General features: G+C 61.3%; 19 protein-coding genes. 10 read left to right on the top strand and 9 right to left on the bottom strand.

The features are described from left to right. Window positions 1-13: 13 nt before the first annotated feature. From ACMGGK_RS23695 to ACMGGK_RS23670, 6 genes are all read right to left on the bottom strand, one after another. Complete coding sequence (locus tag ACMGGK_RS23695; RefSeq protein ID WP_049299634.1) at window positions 14-979, bottom strand: sugar kinase; 966 nt, start codon at window positions 977-979, stop codon at window positions 14-16. Window positions 980-986: 7 nt separating this feature from the next. Further along, window positions 987-1,739 carry a sugar phosphate isomerase/epimerase family protein gene (locus tag ACMGGK_RS23690; protein WP_016929585.1) on the bottom strand — a complete coding sequence of 251 codons (753 nt, stop codon included), beginning with the start codon at window positions 1,737-1,739 and terminating at the stop codon, window positions 987-989. A gap of 166 nt (window positions 1,740-1,905) precedes the next feature. Next, entirely contained in the window at window positions 1,906-2,940 is a 1,035-nt protein-coding gene (locus ACMGGK_RS23685; protein WP_016929584.1) for a LacI family DNA-binding transcriptional regulator, read from the bottom strand. A 124-nt stretch (window positions 2,941-3,064) separates the two neighbouring features. Next, entirely contained in the window at window positions 3,065-3,727 is a 663-nt protein-coding gene (locus tag ACMGGK_RS23680; RefSeq protein WP_016929583.1) for an OmpA family lipoprotein, read from the bottom strand. 246 nt (window positions 3,728-3,973) lie between these two features. Further along, on the bottom strand, window positions 3,974-4,426 hold the full coding sequence (locus ACMGGK_RS23675) for an N-acetyltransferase (RefSeq protein ID WP_028128062.1): 453 nt from the start codon (window positions 4,424-4,426) through the stop codon (window positions 3,974-3,976). Next, on the bottom strand, window positions 4,423-4,989 hold the full coding sequence (locus ACMGGK_RS23670) for a DNA-3-methyladenine glycosylase I (protein WP_016929581.1): 567 nt from the start codon (window positions 4,987-4,989) through the stop codon (window positions 4,423-4,425). The genes ACMGGK_RS23675 and ACMGGK_RS23670 overlap by 4 nt, the downstream gene beginning before the upstream one ends. A 196-nt stretch (window positions 4,990-5,185) precedes the next feature. Here ACMGGK_RS23670 and ACMGGK_RS23665 point away from each other — a divergent pair, with 196 nt between their 5' ends. The 7 genes from ACMGGK_RS23665 (at window position 5,186) to ACMGGK_RS23635 (ending at window position 16,225) form a co-directional block, all read left to right on the top strand. Further along, window positions 5,186-7,174, top strand: coding sequence for an autotransporter outer membrane beta-barrel domain-containing protein (locus ACMGGK_RS23665; RefSeq protein ID WP_143778361.1), 1,989 nt, complete (start codon window positions 5,186-5,188; stop codon window positions 7,172-7,174). A gap of 723 nt (window positions 7,175-7,897) precedes the next feature. Beyond that, window positions 7,898-8,815 (top strand): glycine--tRNA ligase subunit alpha, encoded by a 918-nt coding sequence (gene glyQ, locus ACMGGK_RS23660; RefSeq protein WP_004933966.1) that lies wholly within the window; start codon window positions 7,898-7,900, stop codon window positions 8,813-8,815. A 9-nt stretch (window positions 8,816-8,824) separates the two neighbouring features. Continuing rightward, window positions 8,825-10,894, top strand: coding sequence for a glycine--tRNA ligase subunit beta (glyS, locus tag ACMGGK_RS23655; protein ID WP_016929579.1), 2,070 nt, complete (start codon window positions 8,825-8,827; stop codon window positions 10,892-10,894). A gap of 309 nt (window positions 10,895-11,203) precedes the next feature. Next, complete coding sequence (locus ACMGGK_RS23650; protein WP_016929578.1) at window positions 11,204-11,923, top strand: DUF3053 domain-containing protein; 720 nt, start codon at window positions 11,204-11,206, stop codon at window positions 11,921-11,923. 541 nt (window positions 11,924-12,464) lie between these two features. Continuing rightward, on the top strand, window positions 12,465-14,375 hold the full coding sequence (locus tag ACMGGK_RS23645) for a PTS mannitol transporter subunit IICBA (RefSeq protein WP_016929577.1): 1,911 nt from the start codon (window positions 12,465-12,467) through the stop codon (window positions 14,373-14,375). 58 nt (window positions 14,376-14,433) lie between these two features. Then, window positions 14,434-15,579 (top strand): mannitol-1-phosphate 5-dehydrogenase, encoded by a 1,146-nt coding sequence (locus ACMGGK_RS23640; RefSeq protein WP_060444905.1) that lies wholly within the window; start codon window positions 14,434-14,436, stop codon window positions 15,577-15,579. Window positions 15,580-15,673: 94 nt separating this feature from the next. Further along, window positions 15,674-16,225, top strand: coding sequence for an MltR family transcriptional regulator (locus ACMGGK_RS23635; RefSeq protein ID WP_420277491.1), 552 nt, complete (start codon window positions 15,674-15,676; stop codon window positions 16,223-16,225). Here ACMGGK_RS23635 and ACMGGK_RS23630 read toward each other — a convergent pair. Further along, window positions 16,222-16,830: a LysE family translocator gene (locus ACMGGK_RS23630; RefSeq protein ID WP_016929574.1), complete on the bottom strand. Its 609-nt coding sequence runs from the start codon at window positions 16,828-16,830 to the stop codon at window positions 16,222-16,224. The two genes, ACMGGK_RS23635 and ACMGGK_RS23630, sit on opposite strands and share 4 nt — an antisense overlap. Window positions 16,831-16,971: 141 nt before the next feature. Here ACMGGK_RS23630 and ACMGGK_RS23625 point away from each other — a divergent pair, with 141 nt between their 5' ends. Together ACMGGK_RS23625 and ACMGGK_RS23620 are read left to right on the top strand one after the other, a co-directional pair. Continuing rightward, complete coding sequence (locus ACMGGK_RS23625) at window positions 16,972-18,438, top strand: PLP-dependent aminotransferase family protein (protein ID WP_033639085.1); 1,467 nt, start codon at window positions 16,972-16,974, stop codon at window positions 18,436-18,438. Window positions 18,439-18,511: 73 nt separating this feature from the next. After that, window positions 18,512-18,874, top strand: a complete 363-nt coding sequence (locus tag ACMGGK_RS23620; RefSeq protein WP_004933989.1) for a YibL family ribosome-associated protein — start codon at window positions 18,512-18,514, stop codon at window positions 18,872-18,874. A gap of 11 nt (window positions 18,875-18,885) precedes the next feature. Here the strand turns inward: ACMGGK_RS23620 and ACMGGK_RS23615 are convergent, their stop codons facing one another. Further along, a complete protein-coding gene (locus ACMGGK_RS23615) occupies window positions 18,886-19,665 on the bottom strand; it encodes a class I SAM-dependent methyltransferase (protein ID WP_049299615.1) in 780 nt (259 codons plus the stop codon). 102 nt (window positions 19,666-19,767) lie between these two features. Next, window positions 19,768-20,439, bottom strand: coding sequence for a 6-hydroxyaminopurine reductase (yiiM, locus tag ACMGGK_RS23610; RefSeq protein WP_049299614.1), 672 nt, complete (start codon window positions 20,437-20,439; stop codon window positions 19,768-19,770). Window positions 20,440-20,570: 131 nt separating this feature from the next. Here yiiM and ACMGGK_RS23605 point away from each other — a divergent pair, with 131 nt between their 5' ends. Continuing rightward, window positions 20,571-21,185, top strand: a complete 615-nt coding sequence (locus ACMGGK_RS23605) for a histidine phosphatase family protein (protein WP_028128060.1) — start codon at window positions 20,571-20,573, stop codon at window positions 21,183-21,185. Window positions 21,186-21,188 lie beyond the last annotated feature (3 nt).

Here is a 21,188-nt window from a genome sequence, read left to right as displayed (position 1 = left end):
GTTTTTTTTATTGTTATTCGGCCAGCGCCGCACGGGTCGGCAGGCCTTCGCTGTCGCCGATGGCCTGGATCGCCAGCGAGCCGATTTTGTTGCCGCGCTGCACCGCCTGTATCAGCGTTTTGCCTTCCAGCAGGGCGCTGAGGGTGCCGACGGCAAAGCCGTCACCCGCCCCTACGGTATCCACCACGTTGTCGACCTTGACCGCGGCCACCGCCGCCTTATCGCCGGCGGCGGTTTTAAACCAGGCGCCGTCCGGGCCGGTTTTGATGATCACCGCCTGCACGCCGCGTTCCAGATAGAAATCGGCGATGCCTTCCGGCGTCGATTGGCCGGTGAGGATCTGCCCTTCTTTCAGCCCCGGCAGCACCCAGTCGGCGGCGAACGCCAGCTGGTTCAGCTGCTCGATCATCACCTCGCGGCTGGGCCACAGCACCGGGCGCAGATTGGGATCGAACGAAATGGTTTTGCCCATGGCGCGCATCTCGCGCGCCGCATGGTGGCACAGCGCCAGCGATTCGCCGGACAGCGCCGCCGCCACGCCGCTCAGGTGCAGATGGCGCGCGGAACCGAAATACTCGCGATTAAAATCGGCAATCGACAGGTGGCTGGCCGCCGAGCCCTTGCGGAAGTATTCCACGCTGGGATCGGTACCATCGGTGGTTTTGGATTTCACCTGAAAACCGGTGGGGTAGTGGCCGTCGACCGTCACCTGCCGGTAATTGATGCCTTCCTTTTTCAACTGCTGCAGGGTGAAGCGGCCGAACGAATCGTTGCCGACGCGGCTGACCCAGCCGACGTTCATGCCCAGACGCGCCAGGCCGATCGCCACGTTCAGTTCGGCGCCGGCGATGCGTTTGGTGAAGGTTTCCACCTCCGCCAAGTCGCCGGTCTGCGCCGCCACGAACATCGCCATGGCTTCACCCAGCGTGACCACATCCAGGGGCGCCTGCTGCGCCGTCGTTGCCGTTAACGTTGTCATCATGGGGTTACTCCGCACGCAAGATATTGACGTAATGGCGGGTGACGGCTTCCAGGTCATCGCCCTGCAACGGGAATTCGATACCGCGCGGCACATCGTGCGGCAGGCGGGCCAGCAGGTCGCGCCAGCTGCCGTCGGTATCGTCCAGCGCGATGGCGCGCCAGCCGCGCGGGCCTTGGGTGGCGGCTTTGACGTGCACGTAACCGACGTGGCGGGCCAGGCGTTCGGCGGCGGCGAAGGCGTCTTGCCCCACCCACAGCCAGTTGGCCATATCGAAGGTCATGCTGACCGGCAGGTGGCTATCTTCCGCGGCGTGGAAAAAGGCGTTCAGCATCGACAAAATGCCGCAGTCCGGCGTTTGGTCGTTCTCGACCACCAGCTTGACCGGGTGTTGCTCCAGCGCCACTTTCAGCTCGGTAAAATCGAAGCCGGGGCGGAAATGGCCGAGGGACAGCTTCAGCTGGCGCGCATTCAGCGTCTGCGCTTCCGCCAGCAGCGCCGGCAGGTTGGGGTTCAGCGTATGTTGCGGGGTGAACAGCGCCTCAGGGGCGGAGTAGACGGCGAACAGCTGCTGGCGATCGATCTCTTGCGCCAGCGCCGGCAGGCTGTCCAGCTCGCCGGCGGTGAACAGTTCGCGGCGGATCTCCACTCCGTCGGCACCCGCGCCGGCGATGAGGGGCAACAGCGCGCGCTGGCCGCCGTGTTGTTTGACGGTATCGGTGCCGTAGGCGCCGGTGACCACGATGATTTCTGTTTTCATTTTGACTCCTGAGGCGGCATTGTCGCCGCCGCTGCTGTTACCGGTACGTTAAATGGAACCGGTTCCAGCGAAAAGCGGCAGAGTGTAAAAATATGATCGCAATCACGAAGCTGAGCAAAAAACAGCCGGCGAGGGCGGGGCGGTCAACGGCCCCGGAAAAGGCGGGTTAGCGGGTGGTGGAGCCTCGGACGATCAGCTCGCCGGAGAACATCTGCTCGCCGCTGGGGGCGGCCAGGCCCTGAATACGTTGCACCAGCCGCTCCAGCGCCGCGTGCCCCATTTGGTAGGTGGGCTGTTTCAGCGTGGTGATGCCGACGCCTGCCAGTTCCGCCCACTCCAGCTCGTCGAAGCCCAGCAGGCCGATGTCGTTGCCCCACTGGATGCCGAGCCGACGCATGGCGCGCGCCACCTGCAGCGTCAGGGCGCCGTTGGCGGAGATCACCGCCTTGCGCATGCCGCGGTGGCGGCCGCTGAAATCGCTCAGCACCTGCTCCAGTTTCTGCCGATCGTTGAGCGGCGTTTCGGCCTGCTCCGCCAACAGCGCGGGGTGCTGCGCCATGGTATGCCTGAAGGCGTGCAGGCGTTCCAGGCGGGTATTGACCGTACCGAGCGGCTCGCTGAGGAACAGGATCGCTTCGAAACCTTGTTGCAACAGGTGTTCGGTGGCGACGGTGGCGGCTTCGCGGTTGTTCAGGCCCACCACATCGCAGGCGAAGTCGGGGATTTTGCGGTCGATCAGCACCATCGGCAGCATCGACTGTTGCAGCGTGGATAACGCTTCCTCGCGCATGCCGACCGCGTTGACCACAATGCCTTCCACCCGGTAACTGCTGAGCAGCTGCAGGTAGTGCTGTTCCTGATTGACTTCGTTGTTGGTGTTACACACCAGCAGGGTAAAACCGTGTTGACGGCAGGCGGCCTCGATGCCGCGCATCACGTCCACTGAATAGGGGTTGGTGATATCGGCGAGGATCAGGCCGATCAGGCGGGTCTGGCCGCCCTTCAGGCTACGCGCCATCTGGCTTGGCCGGTAGTCGAGTTGCTGGATAGCCTGTTCGATGCGCTGTTTGAGATCGTCGGAAAGCAGGTGCTGTTCACCATTCAGATAGCGCGACACGCTGGTCTTGCCGGTTTTGGCGATGCTGGCCACATCGCTGATGGTGGCGCGTCCTGAGGCGCGCGTTGCCTTGCCTGTGCTCACAGCCGATCCCTCCTGCGGTTAATTGCCAAGGAGACTACCATACCCGATGTGCGAGCGGGAATATTGAAGGATAAGGAGAAAGTCGGGAGGAAGCGGCGGGGCGCAGGTGGCGCCCCGCACGGGATTACTGCAGCGGGCTGAGGGTGATCTCGACGCGGCGGTTTTGCGCCTTGCCTTCCGCGGTGCTGTTGGAGGCGATCGGGTTGTCCGGGCCGGCGCCGGTGGTGCGGATACGGTTCGCCGCCACGCCCTGGGTGATCAGCGCGCTGGCTACGCCGTCGGCGCGCTGCTGCGACAGGTTCATGTTGAGCGAGCGGGAACCGGTGCTGTCGGTGTAGCCGACCACGTTGACCGCGGTTTTCGGATACTCTTTCAGCACCATGGCGACGCCGGTCAGGGTGTTGGCGCCCGCCGGTTTCAACGTGGCGCTGCTGCTGTCGAAGGTCACGTTGTTCGGCATGTTCAGCACGATGTTGTCGCCCTGACGGGTGACGCTGACGCCGGTGCCTTTCATCTTGTCGCGCAGCTTGGCTTCCTGCACGTCCATGTAATAGCCTGCGCCGCCGCCGAGGGCTGCGCCGGCCGCTGCGCCGATCAGCGCGCCCTTGCCGCGATCTTTCTTGGAAGAGGACAGCACGCCGACGCCGGCGCCCAGTGCGGCGCCGAGGCCCGCGCCGATGCCGGATTTGCCGACTTCGGATTCGCCGGTGTAAGGGTTGGTGGTACAGGCTGACAGCGTGAGCGCGACGCTCACTGCGCCGGCAATAATTGCAATGCGTTTTTTCATGTTCTTGTCCTTAATGGCATCAATTCTGTACGCGCCGGCCCAACACGGGGGCGCAAAAAGTAGGCGACGCAGGTGGGGCCCGCATCACCGCGCTACTATGACGCGTTGGCTCGCCGGCAGTTCCGGAGAAAAACGTGACAAATGATGAGCGCGGGTAAGTGCTGGGGGAGTTATGCGACAAAACGCCGGGCGGCGCCATGCAGCGGATTCCTAATTGCGCGCCGCCAGGGCGCGAATGCGCCTTTTTTAACCGTAACCGGTTGAATTCTCGATTGCCGGCCAGTTCATGATCAGCGTATAGGCCTGGGTTTCGTCGTTAAACAGGCGTTGCGTTACCTGAAAACCGTGCTTGTGGTAAAACGCGCAGGCGCGCAGGTTTTGCTGATACACCTCCAGGCTGAGCCGACGGTAGCGCTGCTGTACGTGCGTCATCAACGCCTGGGCGACGCCGCGGCCGTGAAACGCCCGATCGACAAACAGCGCGCCGATGAACTGCTCGTCCAGCACGCTGATAAAGCCGACGATTTCGTCGTCATGCCAGCAGGCCCAGCTTTGCGCGCGCGGCAGATAGTTTTCCCGCACCAACGCGGCGCTCTCACGCCAGTATTTTTCCGCCACGAACGGATGGGCGGCGATGGTGCTGGGCAGCCACAGCGCCATCAGCCGTTCGATATCCTCCGGGCCACAGGGGCGGATCACCGTGGCTTTGGGTAACACATGCACCCCGTGAGATGATCGTTCACCAGCCCGCTGGCCTGCATGAAGGCGTAACAGATGGTGGAGCCGATAAACTTGAAGCCGCGCTTTTTCAGCGCCTTGGACATGGCGTCGGACTGCTCGGTTTTGGCCGGCACCTGATTCAGCGCTTGCCAGCGGTTAAGCTGCGGCCGGCCGCCGACGAAGTCCCAAATGAAGGTAACGAAATTCTCCCCGGCCGCCTCCATCGCCAGATAGGCCTTGGCGTTGGTGATGATGGCTTCTATCTTGCCGCGGTGGCGGATGATGCCGCTGTCCTGCAGCAGGTTTTCCACGTCTTGTTCGGTCATGGCGGCGACACGCCGCGGATCGAAATCGTGGAAAGCGCGGCGGTAGTTCTCGCGCTTTTTCAGGACGGTGATCCAGGAAAGGCCGGCTTGCTGCCCCTCGAGGCACAACATTTCAAACAGCTCGCGCGCGTCGGTGGTGGGCGCGCCCCATTCCTTGTCGTGATACTCGAGATACAACGGATCGGCCGTCACCCAACCGCAACGTTCGTCTGCCATCCTGAATGCCCTTATGCTGTGTTTATGAACAGTAATCATCGCTCGAAGCGCCGAACTTGGCAAGCCTCTGATTGTTTTGTCATCGGCCCGCTTGACGTGACGAAAAAGCCGACAATAGTTACTACATGGTCGGTGGAAAACTGACCAACGATAAAAACGACATGGCCTTCATTTGCAGGCTCTCAGGAGTCGATCCATGCCTCTAAAAATAACGTGCATGCCCCGCCCGGCGGCGCTTGCAGTGGCGTTACTTTGCAGTGTGACCCTTCCGGCTCAGGCGTACGATCAACTCTACGTCTTTGGCGACAGCCTGAGCGATACCGGCAACAACGGCCGGTTCACCTATGATGGCAGCCAGCACCTGCTGTACGACGAAGCATTGGCGCAACGCATCGGGGCGGCGCTGGTGGCTTCGGACAACGGCGGTGAGAACTACGCCGCCGGCGGCGCGGTGGCGGTGCCGGGCCTGAACCCGGCCGACAACACCCAGGAGCAGGTGCAGCGTTACCTGAACCGGGTCAATGGCCAGGCCGACGGCGACGGTTTGTATATTCATTGGATCGGCGGCAACGACCTGGCGGCGGCAGCGCTGAATGCCGCTACCGCGCCCGGCGTGGCCTATAACAGCGCCGCGGCGGCGGCGGCGCAAGTGCATTCGCTGCTGAACGCCGGCGCCGGCACGGTGATCGTGCCGACGGTGCCGAACATCGGCTCCACGCCGCAGCTGATGGAATTGATCATTCAACAGGCGCTGTCACCGGTGCAGGGGGCGGCGATCCAGGCGGCCTATGCCACGCTTAGTTCGGTGGCGACGCCGGACAACGCTTCACGCACGCAGGCGATCCACGCGGCGTTGACCGCTGCGGCGAAGCAGGGCAGCGCCATTCCTCAGGTGCAGCAGGCGATCGCCGCGCAGCTTATCGCGGCGTATGACGGCCTGAGCGCGCAGGCCGCTCAACTGACCGATTTCTATAATCAAAGCGAAGACCGTTTGCTGGCGCAGGGGAGCGGCAATATCGTGCGGGTGGACGTCAACAAGCTGTTCGCCGAAGCGATCGCCAATCCGGCGCAGTTCGGCTTCGCCAACACCGCCGGCATGGCTTGCCCGCCGGGCGTTTCCTCGGCGGTCTGCCGTTCCGACATGCCCGGCTTCGACGCCGGCCAGTCCTATCTGTTCTCCGACCATTTCCACCCCAGCCCACAGGCGCACCTGCTGATTGCGGATTATATCCAGGCGGTATTGGATGGTCCGGCGCAGGTGGTGGCGCTGAATCAGGCGACGGCGGCGATGGCGCGCGACAGCCGCGCCACGCTCGACAGCCGCTTCCAGCAGCTGCGCAACGGCGACAACCCGCAGGGTTCGCTGGGGGTGTTCGGCGGTTACGCCGGCCAGCACTACGACTATGCCGATAACCGGGCCGCGGGGGAAGGCAACGCCACCACCCACAACCTGACCGTCGGCGTGGACTATCAGCTGACCGACAGCTGGTTGATCGGCGCGTTGATCGCCGGTTCCAACGACGATCAGCATCCTTCCAGCCGCTTTGATTACAAGGCGCGCGGGCTGCTGCTGTCGGCTTTCAGTTCACTGGCGATCTTCGAGCACGGCTGGGTCAACGCCGATCTGCACTATGCGACGATGGATTATGACGACATCCGCCGCAGCATGCGGCTGGGGCCGCTGACGCGCACCGAAACCGGTTCGACCACCGGCAGGCAGTGGGGCGCGCGCGTGACCGCCGGCTATGACTTCCCGATCGCCTCTTACCTGACTACCGGGCCGGTGGCGCAGTTCGCCTGGGACTACAGCCGCGTTTCCGGCTACAGCGAAGACAGCGATGACAGCACCGCCATGCGCTTCAACGATCAAACCTACCACTCGCAGATCGGTGCGTTGGGTTGGCGGCTGGATACGCAATTCGGCGTGTTTAACCCTTATGCGGAGGTGAGTTATCAGCACCAGTTCGGTGACGACGTCTACCGCGCCGGCGGCGGCCTGAAATCGACGCAAACCTCGTTCACCCGCGACAGTGCGGGCCAGGACAAAAATTGGGTGGATGTCACGTTGGGGGCCAACATGCCGTTGACGGACCGGGTATCGGCCTTCGCCACCGTCTCGCAAACCGGCGGGCTGAGCAGCGGTGAGCAGTTTATGTATAACGTCGGCGTCAGTGCGCGTTTTTGAATTGGCCATCGGCGCGCTCAAGATAAGCCATAAGGTCTGATAAGGGATTTATGCGGAAGGCGGCCTGGGGAAATTATGCGGGCCGCAATGAGGTTGGCGGAAAGACAAAAAAAAACTGATCCTATGAAAGGATCAGGTAGCCACTTGGCCAACACCAGGGAAAATTTTATTTATTATTGTATAACCAAAGATTAACTGTCAATTTGTTTCTGTGGCCCGTTAGTGCCGTATTTCATCCCTGGCCGTTCCTCCCATGCCCTGCGCGTCGGCACGCCGCGCGATATCACCTTATTTTTCACGATAATAAGAAATAATCCGGCACTTGATCACATTATCTCTCGATGAGGGGAGTTTTTTAGTTGATAAAATTAACAAAAATAACATCGGCGCAACTTTATCTCGTGGGAAATATAAGGATATGCGCACGTAAATCAGCATAAATTTAATCGGTAAAGGGGGAAATAGCGTTCAGCCAATTGATTATTTAAACGGCGGTGAGTGATGTTTTTGTTAAATGTTTCTAATGTGTGTGCCGGGTGTGTTTTTCTGGACGGCGAGGGGACCGGCAGACGCGTTGTTTTTCCCGCTGTGCCCGATGCGTGAAAATCCAGCGTTTCTCACCCCGATTCGCACTTGTTGCCGGATTCTGGCTGTATATCTTACGGTCAAAGGGTATACTGGCGCATTCCATCTAAATCCACTTGTATCGCGTGCGAATTCAACATGCAAAAGTTTGATACCAAGACCTTCCAGGGCCTGATCCTGACACTGCAGGATTATTGGGCGCGCCAGGGCTGCACCATCGTTCAACCATTGGACATGGAAGTCGGCGCGGGAACCTCACACCCGATGACGTGCCTGCGCGCACTGGGGCCGGAGCCGATGGCCGCCGCCTATGTGCAGCCATCTCGCCGCCCGACCGACGGCCGCTACGGTGAAAACCCGAACCGTCTGCAGCACTACTACCAGTTCCAGGTGGTGATTAAGCCATCGCCGGACAACATTCAGGAACTCTACCTGGGCTCGTTGAAAGAGCTGGGTCTGGATCCGACCATCCACGACATTCGCTTCGTGGAAGACAACTGGGAAAACCCGACGCTCGGCGCCTGGGGCCTGGGTTGGGAAGTGTGGCTGAACGGCATGGAAGTGACGCAGTTCACTTACTTCCAGCAGGTCGGCGGCCTGGAGTGCAAGCCGGTGACCGGCGAGATCACCTACGGTCTGGAGCGTCTGGCGATGTACATCCAGGGCGTGGACAGCGTGTACGATCTGGTGTGGAGCAACGGCCCGTTGGGCGTCACCACCTACGGCGACGTGTTCCATCAGAATGAAGTGGAGCAGTCCACCTACAACTTCGAATACGCCGACGTCGACTTCCTGTTCTCCTGCTTCGAGCAGTACGAGAAAGAAGCCCAATCGCTGCTGGCGCTGGAAAAACCGCTGCCGCTGCCGGCCTACGAACGCATCCTGAAGGCGGGCCATACCTTCAACCTGCTGGACGCGCGCAAGGCGATTTCGGTAACCGAGCGTCAACGCTACATTCTGCGCATCCGCACGCTGACCAAAGCCGTTGCCGAAGCCTACTACGCTTCCCGCGAAGCGCTGGGCTTCCCGATGTGCAACAAGAAGAACGAGAACTAAGAGGCAGCCATGACTCAACAGACTTTCCTGGTGGAAATCGGCACGGAAGAGCTGCCGCCGAAGGCTCTTCGTTCCCTGGCGGAATCTTTCGCCGCCAACTTCACCGCCGAACTGGACAACGCCGGCCTGGAACACGGTGAAGTGAACTGGTTCGCCGCACCGCGCCGCCTGGCGCTGAAAGTGGCCAACCTGAGCGCGGCGCAGGCCGATCGCGAAATTGAAAAACGCGGCCCGGCGATCGCCCAGGCGTTCGACGCCGAAGGCAAGCCGAGCAAAGCGGCCGAAGGCTGGGCGCGCGGCTGCGGCATCACCGTCGATCAGGCTGAACGCCTGGTGACCGACAAGGGCGAGTGGTTGATGTACCGCGCCCACGTCAAAGGCCAGTCGGCGCAACAACTGCTGGCCGGCATGGTCAGCACCGCGCTGGCTAAACTGCCGATCCCGAAACTGATGCGTTGGGGCGACTCTGACGTGCAGTTCGTGCGTCCGGTGCACACCGTTACGATGCTGCTGGGCGCCGATCTGATCCCGGGCACCGTGCTGGGCATCGACTCTGCGCGCACCGTGCGCGGCCACCGCTTCATGGGCGAAGCCGAGTTCACCCTCGATAACGCAGACCAATACCCGCAGATCCTGCTGGAGCGCGGCAAAGTGGTCGCCGACTACGAAGCGCGTAAAGCCCTCATCAAACGCGACGCCGAACTGGCGGCGCAGAAGATTGGCGGCAAAGCCGATCTGAGCGACAGCCTGCTGGAAGAAGTGGCCTCGCTGGTGGAATGGCCGGTGGTGCTGACCGCCAAATTCGAAGAGAAATTCCTGGCGGTGCCGGCGGAAGCGCTGGTGTACACCATGAAGGGCGATCAGAAGTATTTCCCGGTGTACGACGCCGCGGGCAAATTGCTGCCGAACTTTATCTTTGTGGCCAACATCGAGTCGAAAGACCCGCAGCAGATCATTTCCGGCAACGAGAAGGTGGTGCGTCCGCGCCTGGCCGATGCCGAGTTCTTCTTCAACACCGATCGCAAGAAACGCCTGGAAGACAATCTGCCGCGCCTGGAAACCGTGCTGTTCCAACAGCAGCTGGGCACCCTGCGCGACAAGACCGATCGCATTCAGGCGCTGGCGGGCTGGGTTGCCGGCCAGATCGGCGCCGACGTCAACCACGCCACCCGCGCGGGCCTGCTGTCGAAGTGCGACCTGATGACCAACATGGTGTTCGAATTCACCGACACCCAGGGCGTGATGGGCATGCACTACGCGCGCCACGACGGTGAGGCGGAAGACGTCGCCGTTGCGCTGAACGAGCAGTATCAGCCGCGCTACGCCGGTGATGCGCTGCCGCAGTCGCTGGTGGCCTGCTCGCTGGCGATCGCCGACAAGATGGATACCCTGGCCGGCATTTTCGGCATCGGGCAGCATCCGAAAGGCGATAAAGACCCATTCGCGCTGCGCCGCGCCGCGCTGGGCGTGTTGCGCATCATCGTCGAGAAAAACCTGCCGCTGGATCTGCAGACCCTGACCGAAGAGGCCGTGCGCCTGTACGGCAGCAAGCTGACCAACGCCAAGGTGGTCGACGAGGTGGTGGAATTCATGCTGGGCCGCTTCCGCGCCTGGTATCAGGAAGAAGGCCACGCGGTCGATACCATTCAGGCGGTGCTGGCGCGCCGTCCGACCAAACCGGCCGACTTCGACGCGCGCGTCAAGGCGGTATCCCACTTCCGCACGCTGGACGAGGCGGCGGCATTGGCTGCGGCCAACAAACGCGTCTCCAACATTCTGGCCAAGTCTACCGAAACGCTGAACGACAGCGTGCGCGCCTCGGTGCTGAAGGATGCGGCGGAGATCCAGCTGGCGACTCACCTGGTGGTGCTGCGCGACAAGTTGCAGCCGTACTTCGCGGCGGGCAACTACCAGGAAGCGCTGGTGGAACTGGCCGCGCTGCGTGAGCCGGTGGATGCGTTCTTCGACAACGTGATGGTGATGGCGGACGATGCGGAAGTGCGCGTTAACCGTCTGACGCTGCTGAGCAAATTGCGTGAGCTGTTCCTGCAGGTGGCGGATATCTCCGTGCTGCAGTAAGCGGTTCTTTGCTGTGAAAAGGCGCCTGCGGGCGCCTTTTTTATTTCCGAAGCTGGGCTGTGAAGGTAAGCTCGCCCGGCGGCTTGGGGTGACTGACTTGGGAGAATTGCAGCCTCCGCTCGCCGACGGCAATGAACCTCAGTGCGTTTTGCGCACGATGTTCAACCGCCACCGGCCGAGACAATGTTCACCGCAAACGGAATCGCGTATCGGAACGCCGCCAGTTGATCTATTCTTATAGGCGCACGGAGTGCGGAAAAAGGGGCGGAGTCCAATGAAAAAGCAGGTTTATAACAGGAGTTATGTCACATGGCGGTAGGGATCCAGAGCAGAGGTTTCGCGCGTTGGTTGGCACCGGTATTGGCATTGTTGGTGGTCATGCAATTGACCGCCTGCGGCGATAAAGAGCCGGAACAGCGCAAAGCATTTATCGATTACTTACAGAATACCGTGATGCGCAGCGGGGCGAATATCCCCACGCTGAGCGAAGACCAGAAGCAGAAGTTCGGCAACTATGCCGGCGATTACGCGATTTTGGTCGGCTTTTCACAGCAGCTGTCCAAGTCGGTCGGCGCCAGCCTGACCCCGGCGCTGGATCAGATTAACCAGATCCGCACCGCACAGGACTATCTGAACAAACGCGATGCGCTGCAGCAATCGGTCGGGGCGTTGAACCTGCTGGGCCAGCAGATCCAGTCCGCCAAGTCGCAGGCGGATACCGCCCGCGCGGCGTTGAAACAACCCGACGATCTGAAGGCGGTGTACAACCAGGCCTATGACAAAATCGTCACCGCGCCGGCCAACGCCCTGATGCCGGCGATCCCGACCACCGCCAGCTTTGTGCAGGATCTGGTGCAGGTTGGCGATTTCCTGCAGAGCCAGGGCAATCAGGTCAGCTTCAACAACAACGGCGTGCAGTTCCGCACTGCGCAGCAGGTGGCGCAGTACAACACCATGATGTCGAATCTGGTGGCCAAACAGCAGAACCTGGTGAATGCGCAGAAAGCCATTCAAAGCGTGACGCAATAACGCGCCTGCGACGATCTACAGGCCGGCATTGCCGGCCTGCTTTATTTCCCCTCAGCGTTTCCAATAGCTTGCTGGTTTATTGCGCAGGCTTCTGTACTACACTTCAATTAATCCATTCATTCGGCAATGTAGTTTTCTTTCATTCATCACTTCGCTAGTTCCCGGCGGGATGAGTGCTCACAGGGAAGATCAAACAGAGCGTCGCGATCGGGCGCTGCAGCCAAAAATAAATTGTGATATTTATCACAATTTAAAAACAAATAACCAAGTTAAAAATGTGACCGTTATCACTTTATTGTCGATTTTTGGGCGGTTTTTTTCTCACTGTGCTTTTTTTACACGTCATAAGTGTGATCTTTATCACTATAAATGAGGGTTTGTTGGGGTGTTGTGTGTGACTTGTATCACAAAAACTTCGTGAAGTTCGCGTGACAAAAACAGCGTGATAGAGTCCGTTTCGCATACAGCGGCAACACGGCTGGATCGTCACAACAATAATCACGCGCTCTATTGTCAGCGCGTAACAATAGGGGTGTGTTTTATGTTTTCACCAGACATCAAGGTTAAAGTGCAAAACTTTGGCCGCTTCCTGAGCAACATGGTGATGCCCAACATCGGCGCCTTTATCGCCTGGGGGATTATCACCGCGCTATTCATTCCAACCGGCTGGCTGCCGAATGAAACCTTAGCCAAGCTGGTCGGCCCGATGATCACCTATCTGCTGCCGCTGCTGATCGGCTACACCGGCGGGCGGCTGGTGGGCGGCGAGCGCGGCGGCGTGGTCGGCGCCATCACCACCATGGGCGTCATCGTCGGCGCCGACATGCCGATGTTCCTCGGCTCGATGATCGCCGGCCCGCTGGGTGGCTGGGCTATCAAGCATTTCGACCGCTGGGTGGACGGCAAGATCAAAAGCGGCTTTGAAATGCTGGTGAACAACTTCTCCGCCGGCATCATCGGCATGCTGCTGGCAATCCTGGCTTTCCTGGGCATCGGGCCGCTGGTGGAGGTGCTCTCCAAGCTGCTGGCGGCGGGCGTGCACGTGATGGTGAAGAACAACCTGTTGCCACTGGCGTCCATCTTCGTTGAACCGGCGAAAATCCTGTTCCTGAACAACGCCATCAACCACGGCATCTTCTCGCCGCTGGGTATCCAGCAGGCCACGGAAGTCGGTAAGTCGGTATTCTTCCTGATTGAAGCCAACCCAGGCCCGGGCATGGGCGTGCTGATGGCCTACATGTTCTTCGGCCGCGGCAGCGCCAAGCAATCCGCCGGCGGTGCGGCGATCATTCACTTCCTGGGCGGCATTCACGAAATCTACTTCCCTTACGTGCTGATGAATCCACGTCTGCTGCTGGCGGTGATCCTGGGCGGCATGACCGGCGTATTCACCCTGACGATGCTGAACGGCGGCCTGGTTTCTCCGGCTTCCCCGGGTTCGATCCTGGCGGTGCTGGCGATGACTCCGAAAGGCGCCTACTTCGCCAACATTGCGGCGGTGTGCGCAGCCTTTGCCGTCTCCTTCGTGGTGTCTGCTTTCCTGCTGAAAACCTCCAAAGTGAAAGAGGATGACGATCTGGAAGCCGCGACCCGCCGCATGCAAGAGATGAAATCGCAGTCCAAAGGCGGCGCAGCGGCGCCAGCGTCGGTCGACGGCGATCTGAGCACCGTGCGCAAAATCATCGTCGCCTGCGATGCGGGCATGGGTTCCAGCGCCATGGGCGCCGGGGTGTTGCGCAAGAAAGTGGCGGACGCCGGGCTGAAGAACATCTCGGTGACCAACAGCGCCATCAACAGCCTGCCGGACGATGTGGATCTGGTCATCACGCACCGCGATCTGACCGAGCGCGCGATGCGCCACGCGCCGCAGGCCCAGCACATCTCGCTGACCAACTTCCTCGACAGCAAGCTGTACAGCGATCTGGTCGAGCGTTTGCTGGCGGCCAACCAAACCAGCGACAACCAGCAGAAGGTGCTGGATGACAGCGTCGAAGCCGGTGAGCCGAACCTGTTCAAGCTGAGCGAAAGCAACGTGTTCCTCAACCTGCAGGCCAGTGACAAAGAGCAGGCGATCCGCTTCGCCGGCGAGCAGCTGGTGAAGGGCGGCTACGTTGAGCCGGAATACGTGCCGGCGATGCTGGAGCGCGAAAAGCTCACGTCCACCTACCTGGGCGAGTCGATCGCCGTGCCGCACGGCACCATCGAGGCTAAAGACCGGGTGCTGCGCACCGGCGTGGTGTTCTGCCAGTACCCGCAGGGCGTGCGCTTCGGCGATGAAGAGGACGAAGTGGCGCGCCTGGTGATCGGCATCGCCGCGCGCAACAACGAGCATATTCAGGTGATCACCAGCCTGACCAACGCGCTGGATGACGAGAGCGTGATCGAGCGGCTGGCGAATACCACCAGCGTCCAGGAAGTGCTGGACCTGCTCGGCGGCAAAAAAGCCGGATAACAGAATCATTTTAAAGGGTGCAGCTTGCTGCACCCTTCGACATTAAGAAGGTAGAGTTATGAAAGCATTACATTTTGGCGCAGGGAACATCGGCCGCGGTTTTATCGGCAAGCTGCTGGCGGACGCGGGCGTTGAGCTGACCTTCGCCGACGTCAATCAAACGGTGCTGGATCTGCTGAACAGCCGAAAAAGCTACTCGGTGCACGTGGTGGGCGAGCAAGAGCGCGTGGAGAACGTCACCAACGTCAGCGCCGTCAACAGCGGCGGCGAAGCCGCGGTGGCGCTGATCGCCGAGGCGGATCTGGTGACCACCGCCGTGGGTCCGCAAATTCTCGCCAAAATCGCCGGCACGATCGCCAAAGGACTGGTGCTGCGTCATCAGCAGGGCAATGTGCAGCCGCTGAACATCATCGCCTGCGAGAACATGGTGCGCGGCACCAGCCAGCTGAAGCAGCACGTGTTCGCCGCGCTGCCGCAGGACGAGCAGGCATGGGTTGAGCAGCATGTCGGCTTCGTCGATTCGGCGGTCGATCGCATCGTGCCGCCGGCGGACAGCAGCGATCCGCTGGAAGTGACGGTGGAAACCTTCAGCGAATGGATCGTCGATCAGACGCAGTTTAAAGGCCAGCCTCCGGCGATCGCCGGCATGGAGCTGACCGACAACCTGATGGCCTTCGTCGAGCGCAAGCTGTTCACCCTCAACACCGGCCACGCGATCACCGCCTACCTCGGCCAACGGGCCGGGCTGCAAACCATTCGCGACGCCATTCTCGATCCGGCGATCCGCCGGGTGGTGAAAGGGGCGATGGAAGAGAGCGGCGCGGTGCTGATCAAACGCTACGGCTTCGACGCCGACAAGCACGCCGCCTACATCAACAAAATTCTCGGCCGCTTCGAAAACCCGTATCTGCACGATGACGTCGAGCGCGTGGGGCGCCAGCCGCTGCGCAAACTGAGCGCCGGCGATCGCCTGATCAAACCGCTGCTGGGCACGCTGGAATACGGCCTGCCGCATGCCAACCTGATCCAGGGCATCGCCGCCGCCATGAGTTACCGCAGCGAACAGGATCCGCAGGCGTTGGAGTTGGCGGAATTGCTGAATACGCTCGGGCCGAAAGCCGCGCTGGCGCAAATTTCCGGCCTGCCGGCGGAAAGCGAGGTTGTAGAAGAGGCCGTTGCTGTGTATAACGCCATGCACAAGTAGAATCGTGATGATGAACACCCGAGCGCAGCTTGCTGCGCTCCTGGAACCCGAGTTCGGCATCGACGGCCCTCCCCACGCCTTTCGAAAAGCGACGATGGAAGAAGCACAGGCATTTGAAAACCAGGTTCTGGAAAAGCTGAACGCGGGCAAAACGGTGCGCAGCTTCCTGATCGCGGCGGTAGAGCTGCTGGCGGAAGCGCTCAACGTGCTGGTGGTGCAGGTATTCCGCAAGGATGACTACGCGGTGAAATATGCCGTCGAACCGCTATTGTCCGGCAGCGGCCCTCTGGGGGAGCTGTCGGTGCGCCTGAAGCTGATGTACGGCCTGGGGGTGATTTCCCGCCACGAATATGAAGACGCCGAACTGCTGATGGCGATGCGCGAAGAGCTGAACCACGACGGGGCGGAATACCGCTTCGTCGACGACGAAATACTCGGGCCGTTCGGCGAGCTGCACTGTGTGGCCGCGCTGCCGCCGGTGCCGACTTTCCTGCAGCCGGGCGAGGCGGATGAAGCGCTGATTGCCATGCAGCGCCAGCGCTATCAGCAGATGGTGCGCTCCACCATGGTGCTGTCCATTACCGATCTGATCGCCGGCATCGGCGCCAAGCAACCCTCCCGGCTCTCTCCTCTCGGCCGCGGCTAGGCAAAGGCCGCGCGCCACTCGTCGAACAACAACCACAGCGCGGTGGCGGCCATCAGCCCGGACATCGCGCCGTTGAACACCCGCAGCTTCCAGGTGACCCGCAGCGCGTTGCGCAAGCGGTCGCCCAGCACCGCCCACAGCAGCACGCAAGGCAAGTTCAGCAGCGCGAAACCGGCGATGACCGACAGCGTATGGACAAAGGTGGCGCCTTCGCGCGGGGTGAACAGGATCGCCACGTTGATCACCATCAGCCAGGCCTTGGGGTTGACCGCCTGAAACAGCGCGCCGTTGAGCAGGCTCATCGGCTGCGCCTGCTCTTTGGCGTCCGGCGAGGCCGCCTGGAACAGTTTCCATGACAGCCACAGCAGATAAGCGCAGCCGATCACCGCCAGCGGCAGGCGGATGACGCCGGCCCAGCTCAGCGCCAGCGCCAGCAGCGGGATAATGATCGCCAGCTGTACCGCACAACCGACGCAGATGCCAAACAGCATCGGCAGGGTGCGGCGCAGGCCGAAGTTGACGCCCGACGAGGCTAGCAGCAGGTTGTTGGGGCCGGGGGTGATCGACATGACGGTGACGTAGCTGACAAAGGCAGAGTCCAGCATGGCAGGTTCCTTGAAAATGACGGTGATGACGAGAGATCAGCATAATCGCTGCAATGGGATGGTGACAGAACCACAAATCGGATATTGTCATGGTTACAGTTGTACAGAATGTAAACTGTACCCATTGCCTGGAGAGAAACTGTGACCCTGCTCGATGAAACCCCGGATACCCGTTACCTGCAGCTGGCGGACACGTTGGCCGAAGCCATTCGCCGCGGCACGCTGCAGCCCGGCGACCGCTTGCCTTCGGTGCGGCGCTGTGCGCAAACCCATCGTGTCAGTATCAATACCGTGGTGTCGGCTTACCGCACGCTGGAGGATCGCGGGTTGATCGAGGCGCGACCGCAGTCGGGGTTTTATGTCCGCAGCACGCTGCCGGCGCTGAAGATGGCCTCGGCGCCCTGCGGGCGCATCGAACCGCCGGCGGACGACGTGCTGGCGCTGATCGACACCGTGTTTGCCGCCCAGCAAAACCCGGCCTTCACCAACATTGCGTTGGCTTGCCCGCAGACCAGCGACTTTTATCCCGGCGGCAAGTTGGGGCGCATGCTGTCCTCTCAGCTGCGCCGCCAGCCGGATCTGATCGGGCAGTATCCGTTGCCGCCCGGCAGCCTGCGGCTGCGTCAGCAGATCGCCCGCCGCTCGATGACGCTGGGCATGCTGCTGGAGCCGGGCGACGTGGTGCTGACCCACGGCTGCATGGAAGCGCTGCAGCTGGCGCTGCGCGTCACCACCAAACCGGGCGACTGCGTCGGGCTGGAGTCGCCGACCTATTTCTACCTGCTGCCGCTGCTGGCCAGCCTGGGGCTGAAAGCGTTGGAAATCCCTACCGATCCGCAGTTGGGACTGTCGTTGGACGCGCTGGAGCTGCTGTTGAACGAGAAGCGGCTGAATGCGGTGATCGCCATGCCGACGGTGCAAAACCCGCTGGGCTGCACCATGCCGCTGGCGGCGAAAAAGCGGCTGGCGCGGCTGATGAACGATCATCAGGTGCCGTTGATTGAAGATGGGCTGTATGCCGAGATTCAGTTCGGCGGCGCGCTGTCGCCGGCGGTGAAGGCGTTCGATCGCGACGGCTGGGTGCTGTTTTGCTCCAGCTTTACCAAAACGCTGGCGCCGGATTTTCGCGTCGGCTGGGTCTGCGGCGGCCGCTTCCACGAGGCGTTGCGCAAGCTGAAGGCGGTGTCGTCGATGTCAGAGTCGCAGCTGCTGTCGGAAACGCTGGCGACCTTCCTGGAGAGCGGCGGTTACGATCACCATTTGCGCAACCTGCGCAAGCGCTATGCGGCGCAGGTCGACGAGGCGCGGGCGCTGATCGCCCGGCATTTCCCGCGCGGCACGCTGGCCACGCAGCCGGCGGGCGGCTTCGTGTTCTGGGTCGAATTCCCCCCTGGCGTGGACAGTGTGGCGCTGTTCCATCAGCTGCTGGAGGAGCAGATCTGTTTAACGCCGGGCACCCTGTATTCGCCCAGCGGGCGTTACCGCAACGCACTGCGGCTCTCCTGCTGCTACCCGTTCAACGCGCGCTACACCCAGGCGTTGGCCCGGCTCGGCGCCAGGGCCTGCGAGATGAGCGGCTTGCCGCCCGGCATTGCGCAGGACGGGTAACGGCGCGCGCCTTTTGCTACAATGCCGGTATCATTGATTAGCGTGCCATTTTGGGCACAACGGGCCAGAGACCATGAAAGAGAAAGAAAAGGCAGAGATCAAGCGCCTGAGCGACCTGCTGGACGCCTTGAACCACAAAGACGCCACCGTGATCCAACAGGGCAACCCTGAGTTGATCGCGCAACACACCAAAGAGAAAGAGAAACTGGCGACGGAGATCGAGCGCCTGAAAAACGTGCGCGGCGAGAAGCTGAGCGCCGAAGCGCAGAAGCTGAGCAAGCTGCCGTTCAGCCGCGAGATCACCAAGAAAGAGCAGGCCGATATGGGCGCGCTGAAGAAAAGCGCGCGCGGGTTGATCGTGGTGCACCCGATGACCGCGCTGGGCCGCGAGATGGGCCTGAAAGCGGTCACCGGCTACGCCAAGAAAGCGTTCTGAACCCCTGGGCGTCAGACCTTGGTGGTGTAATACGCCTTGGTCTGATAGGGCACGGTGACCGTGTCCTGGCCCCGCAGCTCCTCTTCTTCCGCCACCAGTTGGCGCAACCGATCGATAACCTGCTCCTGTTGCGGCTGCGGCAGCGCGGCGATAAAGCTGGTTGAACGCACGCGGTTGTAGATCACGTCCTCCACCGCGCCGCGGTGGCCCAGCATAAACACCTGCTCCTGCAGCGGTTCAAAGCCTTTGAACGGGAAGAACTTGCGCCATTCGCCGGTATAGAAACGCGGCGCATCGCCTTCGTGGCTATCGACGATCTGATTCAGTTTGCGCACCCAGCCGACGCGCGCATCGCGCATGTTCCACACCAGACCGAGTTTGCCGCCGGGCTTGAGAATGCGCTGGATTTCCGCCAGCGCCTGCGGCGTGGCGAACCAATGGAAGGACTGGGCACAGACCACGGCATCGACCGACTCGTCCGGCAACGGGATCGCGTCGGCGGTGCCCGCCAGCGTTTTCACCTGCGGCAGCGCCGCCGACAGTTTTTCCAGCATTTGCGGCACCGGTTCGACGGCGATCACCTGCGCGCCGGTTTCCAGCAGGCGCGGGGTGAACTTGCCGGTGCCGGCGCCGAGATCGATGACCGTCATGCCGGCGTGCAGGCCGATGACGTCACGCAGCCAGACGGCGATTTCCGGCGGGTAATCCGGCCGGCCTTTCACATAGCGATCGGCATTGGCCTGATAGCCTTCGGCGGCGGCGTGATGAATCGAATGGGTCGGGGTGGTCATATACCTGGCTCCTGGCTGAAAAAACGTGCGGCTACAGTATAGGCGGAAGAATAGGGTTAACGCGGCACCCGGCGCACGTTTTTCATCTTTCCGCCGCCGTTTTCAACGGCCGAGCAGGCGGCGGTTGAAATCTTCGAGGCGCCCTTCGGCAAGCCGCGTGAGCATGGTCTTGCTCCAGCTGGCGGAGAGGCCGGCCACCGCCAACAGACGGCGATACTGTTCCGCGTCGAACGGCATGTGCCAGGCGATGGCGATGGCTTCGGCGACCGACACGTCGCTGTTGCGCGCCGCCAGCGCCAGCGGACGATCGCCGCTGACCGCGCCCGGCGACACCACCCGATACAGCCAGCCGCAGCGGCCGCTTTGCTGCATCAGCACTGAAATGTCCTCGATGGCGAAGTGATAATTGAGCTTGAAGCACGGCGAGCGCGGCTGGGTGACCTGGATCAGCGCCTCGCCCCAGCGGAAGATGTCGCCCATAAACACGTTGTGTTCGGTCAGCCCTTCGGTGGAGATATTCTCGCCGAAGGCCGGGGCGCAAAACTGCTCCGCCTGCGCCGGAAACTGCTCGCGCCAATGGGCGTAATGCTCGCGCGGGTAGTGGCACAGCGCGCGATCCGGCCCGCCGTGATAGCTTTTCTCCGCCTGTTCGTCGCCTTCCAGCCCGAGCGGCGTGAGCCGGACAGCGCCATCCACCTGGCGTTTGGCGATGGCGCTGGGGCGCCCGCCCTCATAGGGTTGAATGCTGCCGATGTAAACGTCTGGGTGATGCATGTGCGCCTCCGTGTCTCGCGTCGAGGGCTCAGCATAGCCTGAGTTGTTCTCGTACACTACCCGGCGTTTACCTGTACGGAAGGATGTGTTTTTCCTGTCTATATTTAGGCTTTTATCGTCGAGAAAAAACCATGCGTTTCATTGTATTGAGGCATGCGGAGTCAGAATGGAACCGCTCGGGGATTATTCAGGGGCGAAGTGACAGTCCGCTGACAGAAGAGGGGCGACGTCAAATCGCTGGGCTTGGCGCTCGCTTGCAAATGTTATCGGTCACTTCGTTGATCAGTTCACCGACTGGTCGGGCTTTTACGACAGCGGAGACGTTGGCTGAGCGATGTGGCTGCACTGTGCAAATGGATGAGCGTTTGCAGGAGCAAGATTTTGGCCGACTGGAAGGATTATCTTATGCGCAGGCCATGCGCGATTATCCTGAAGCGACGCAGTGCCTCTTTGCCGGTAAGGCAGAGGCGTCGGCGCCGGGAGGGGAGAATGCTTATGAGGTTGCCTGGCGCCTGATGGCTTGTCTGTCCGATCTGGCTGTCGATGGACAAAATCAAACGCTTGGTGTTGTTACGCACGGCCATGCTCTGCAGGCACTGATTTGGTGGCTTAAAGGGGCCGACCCGCAGGAGGACCTTCGCAGATACGGTCATCGCAATTGCGGCTATGCAATGCTTGATGTGACCGCCTCTGGTTTTAATTTGTTGAATTGGGGAGTCGCGACCCACCTGTTGCCAAAAAGATAGGGC

It is taken from the genome of Serratia sp. BNK-33-b, from assembly GCF_048684565.1.
GTDB classification, from domain to species: Bacteria; Pseudomonadota; Gammaproteobacteria; order Enterobacterales; family Enterobacteriaceae; genus Serratia; species Serratia marcescens.
The sequence above is the reverse complement of the archived record's forward strand: the minus strand, read 5'-3'. Positions and strand labels throughout refer to the sequence as shown.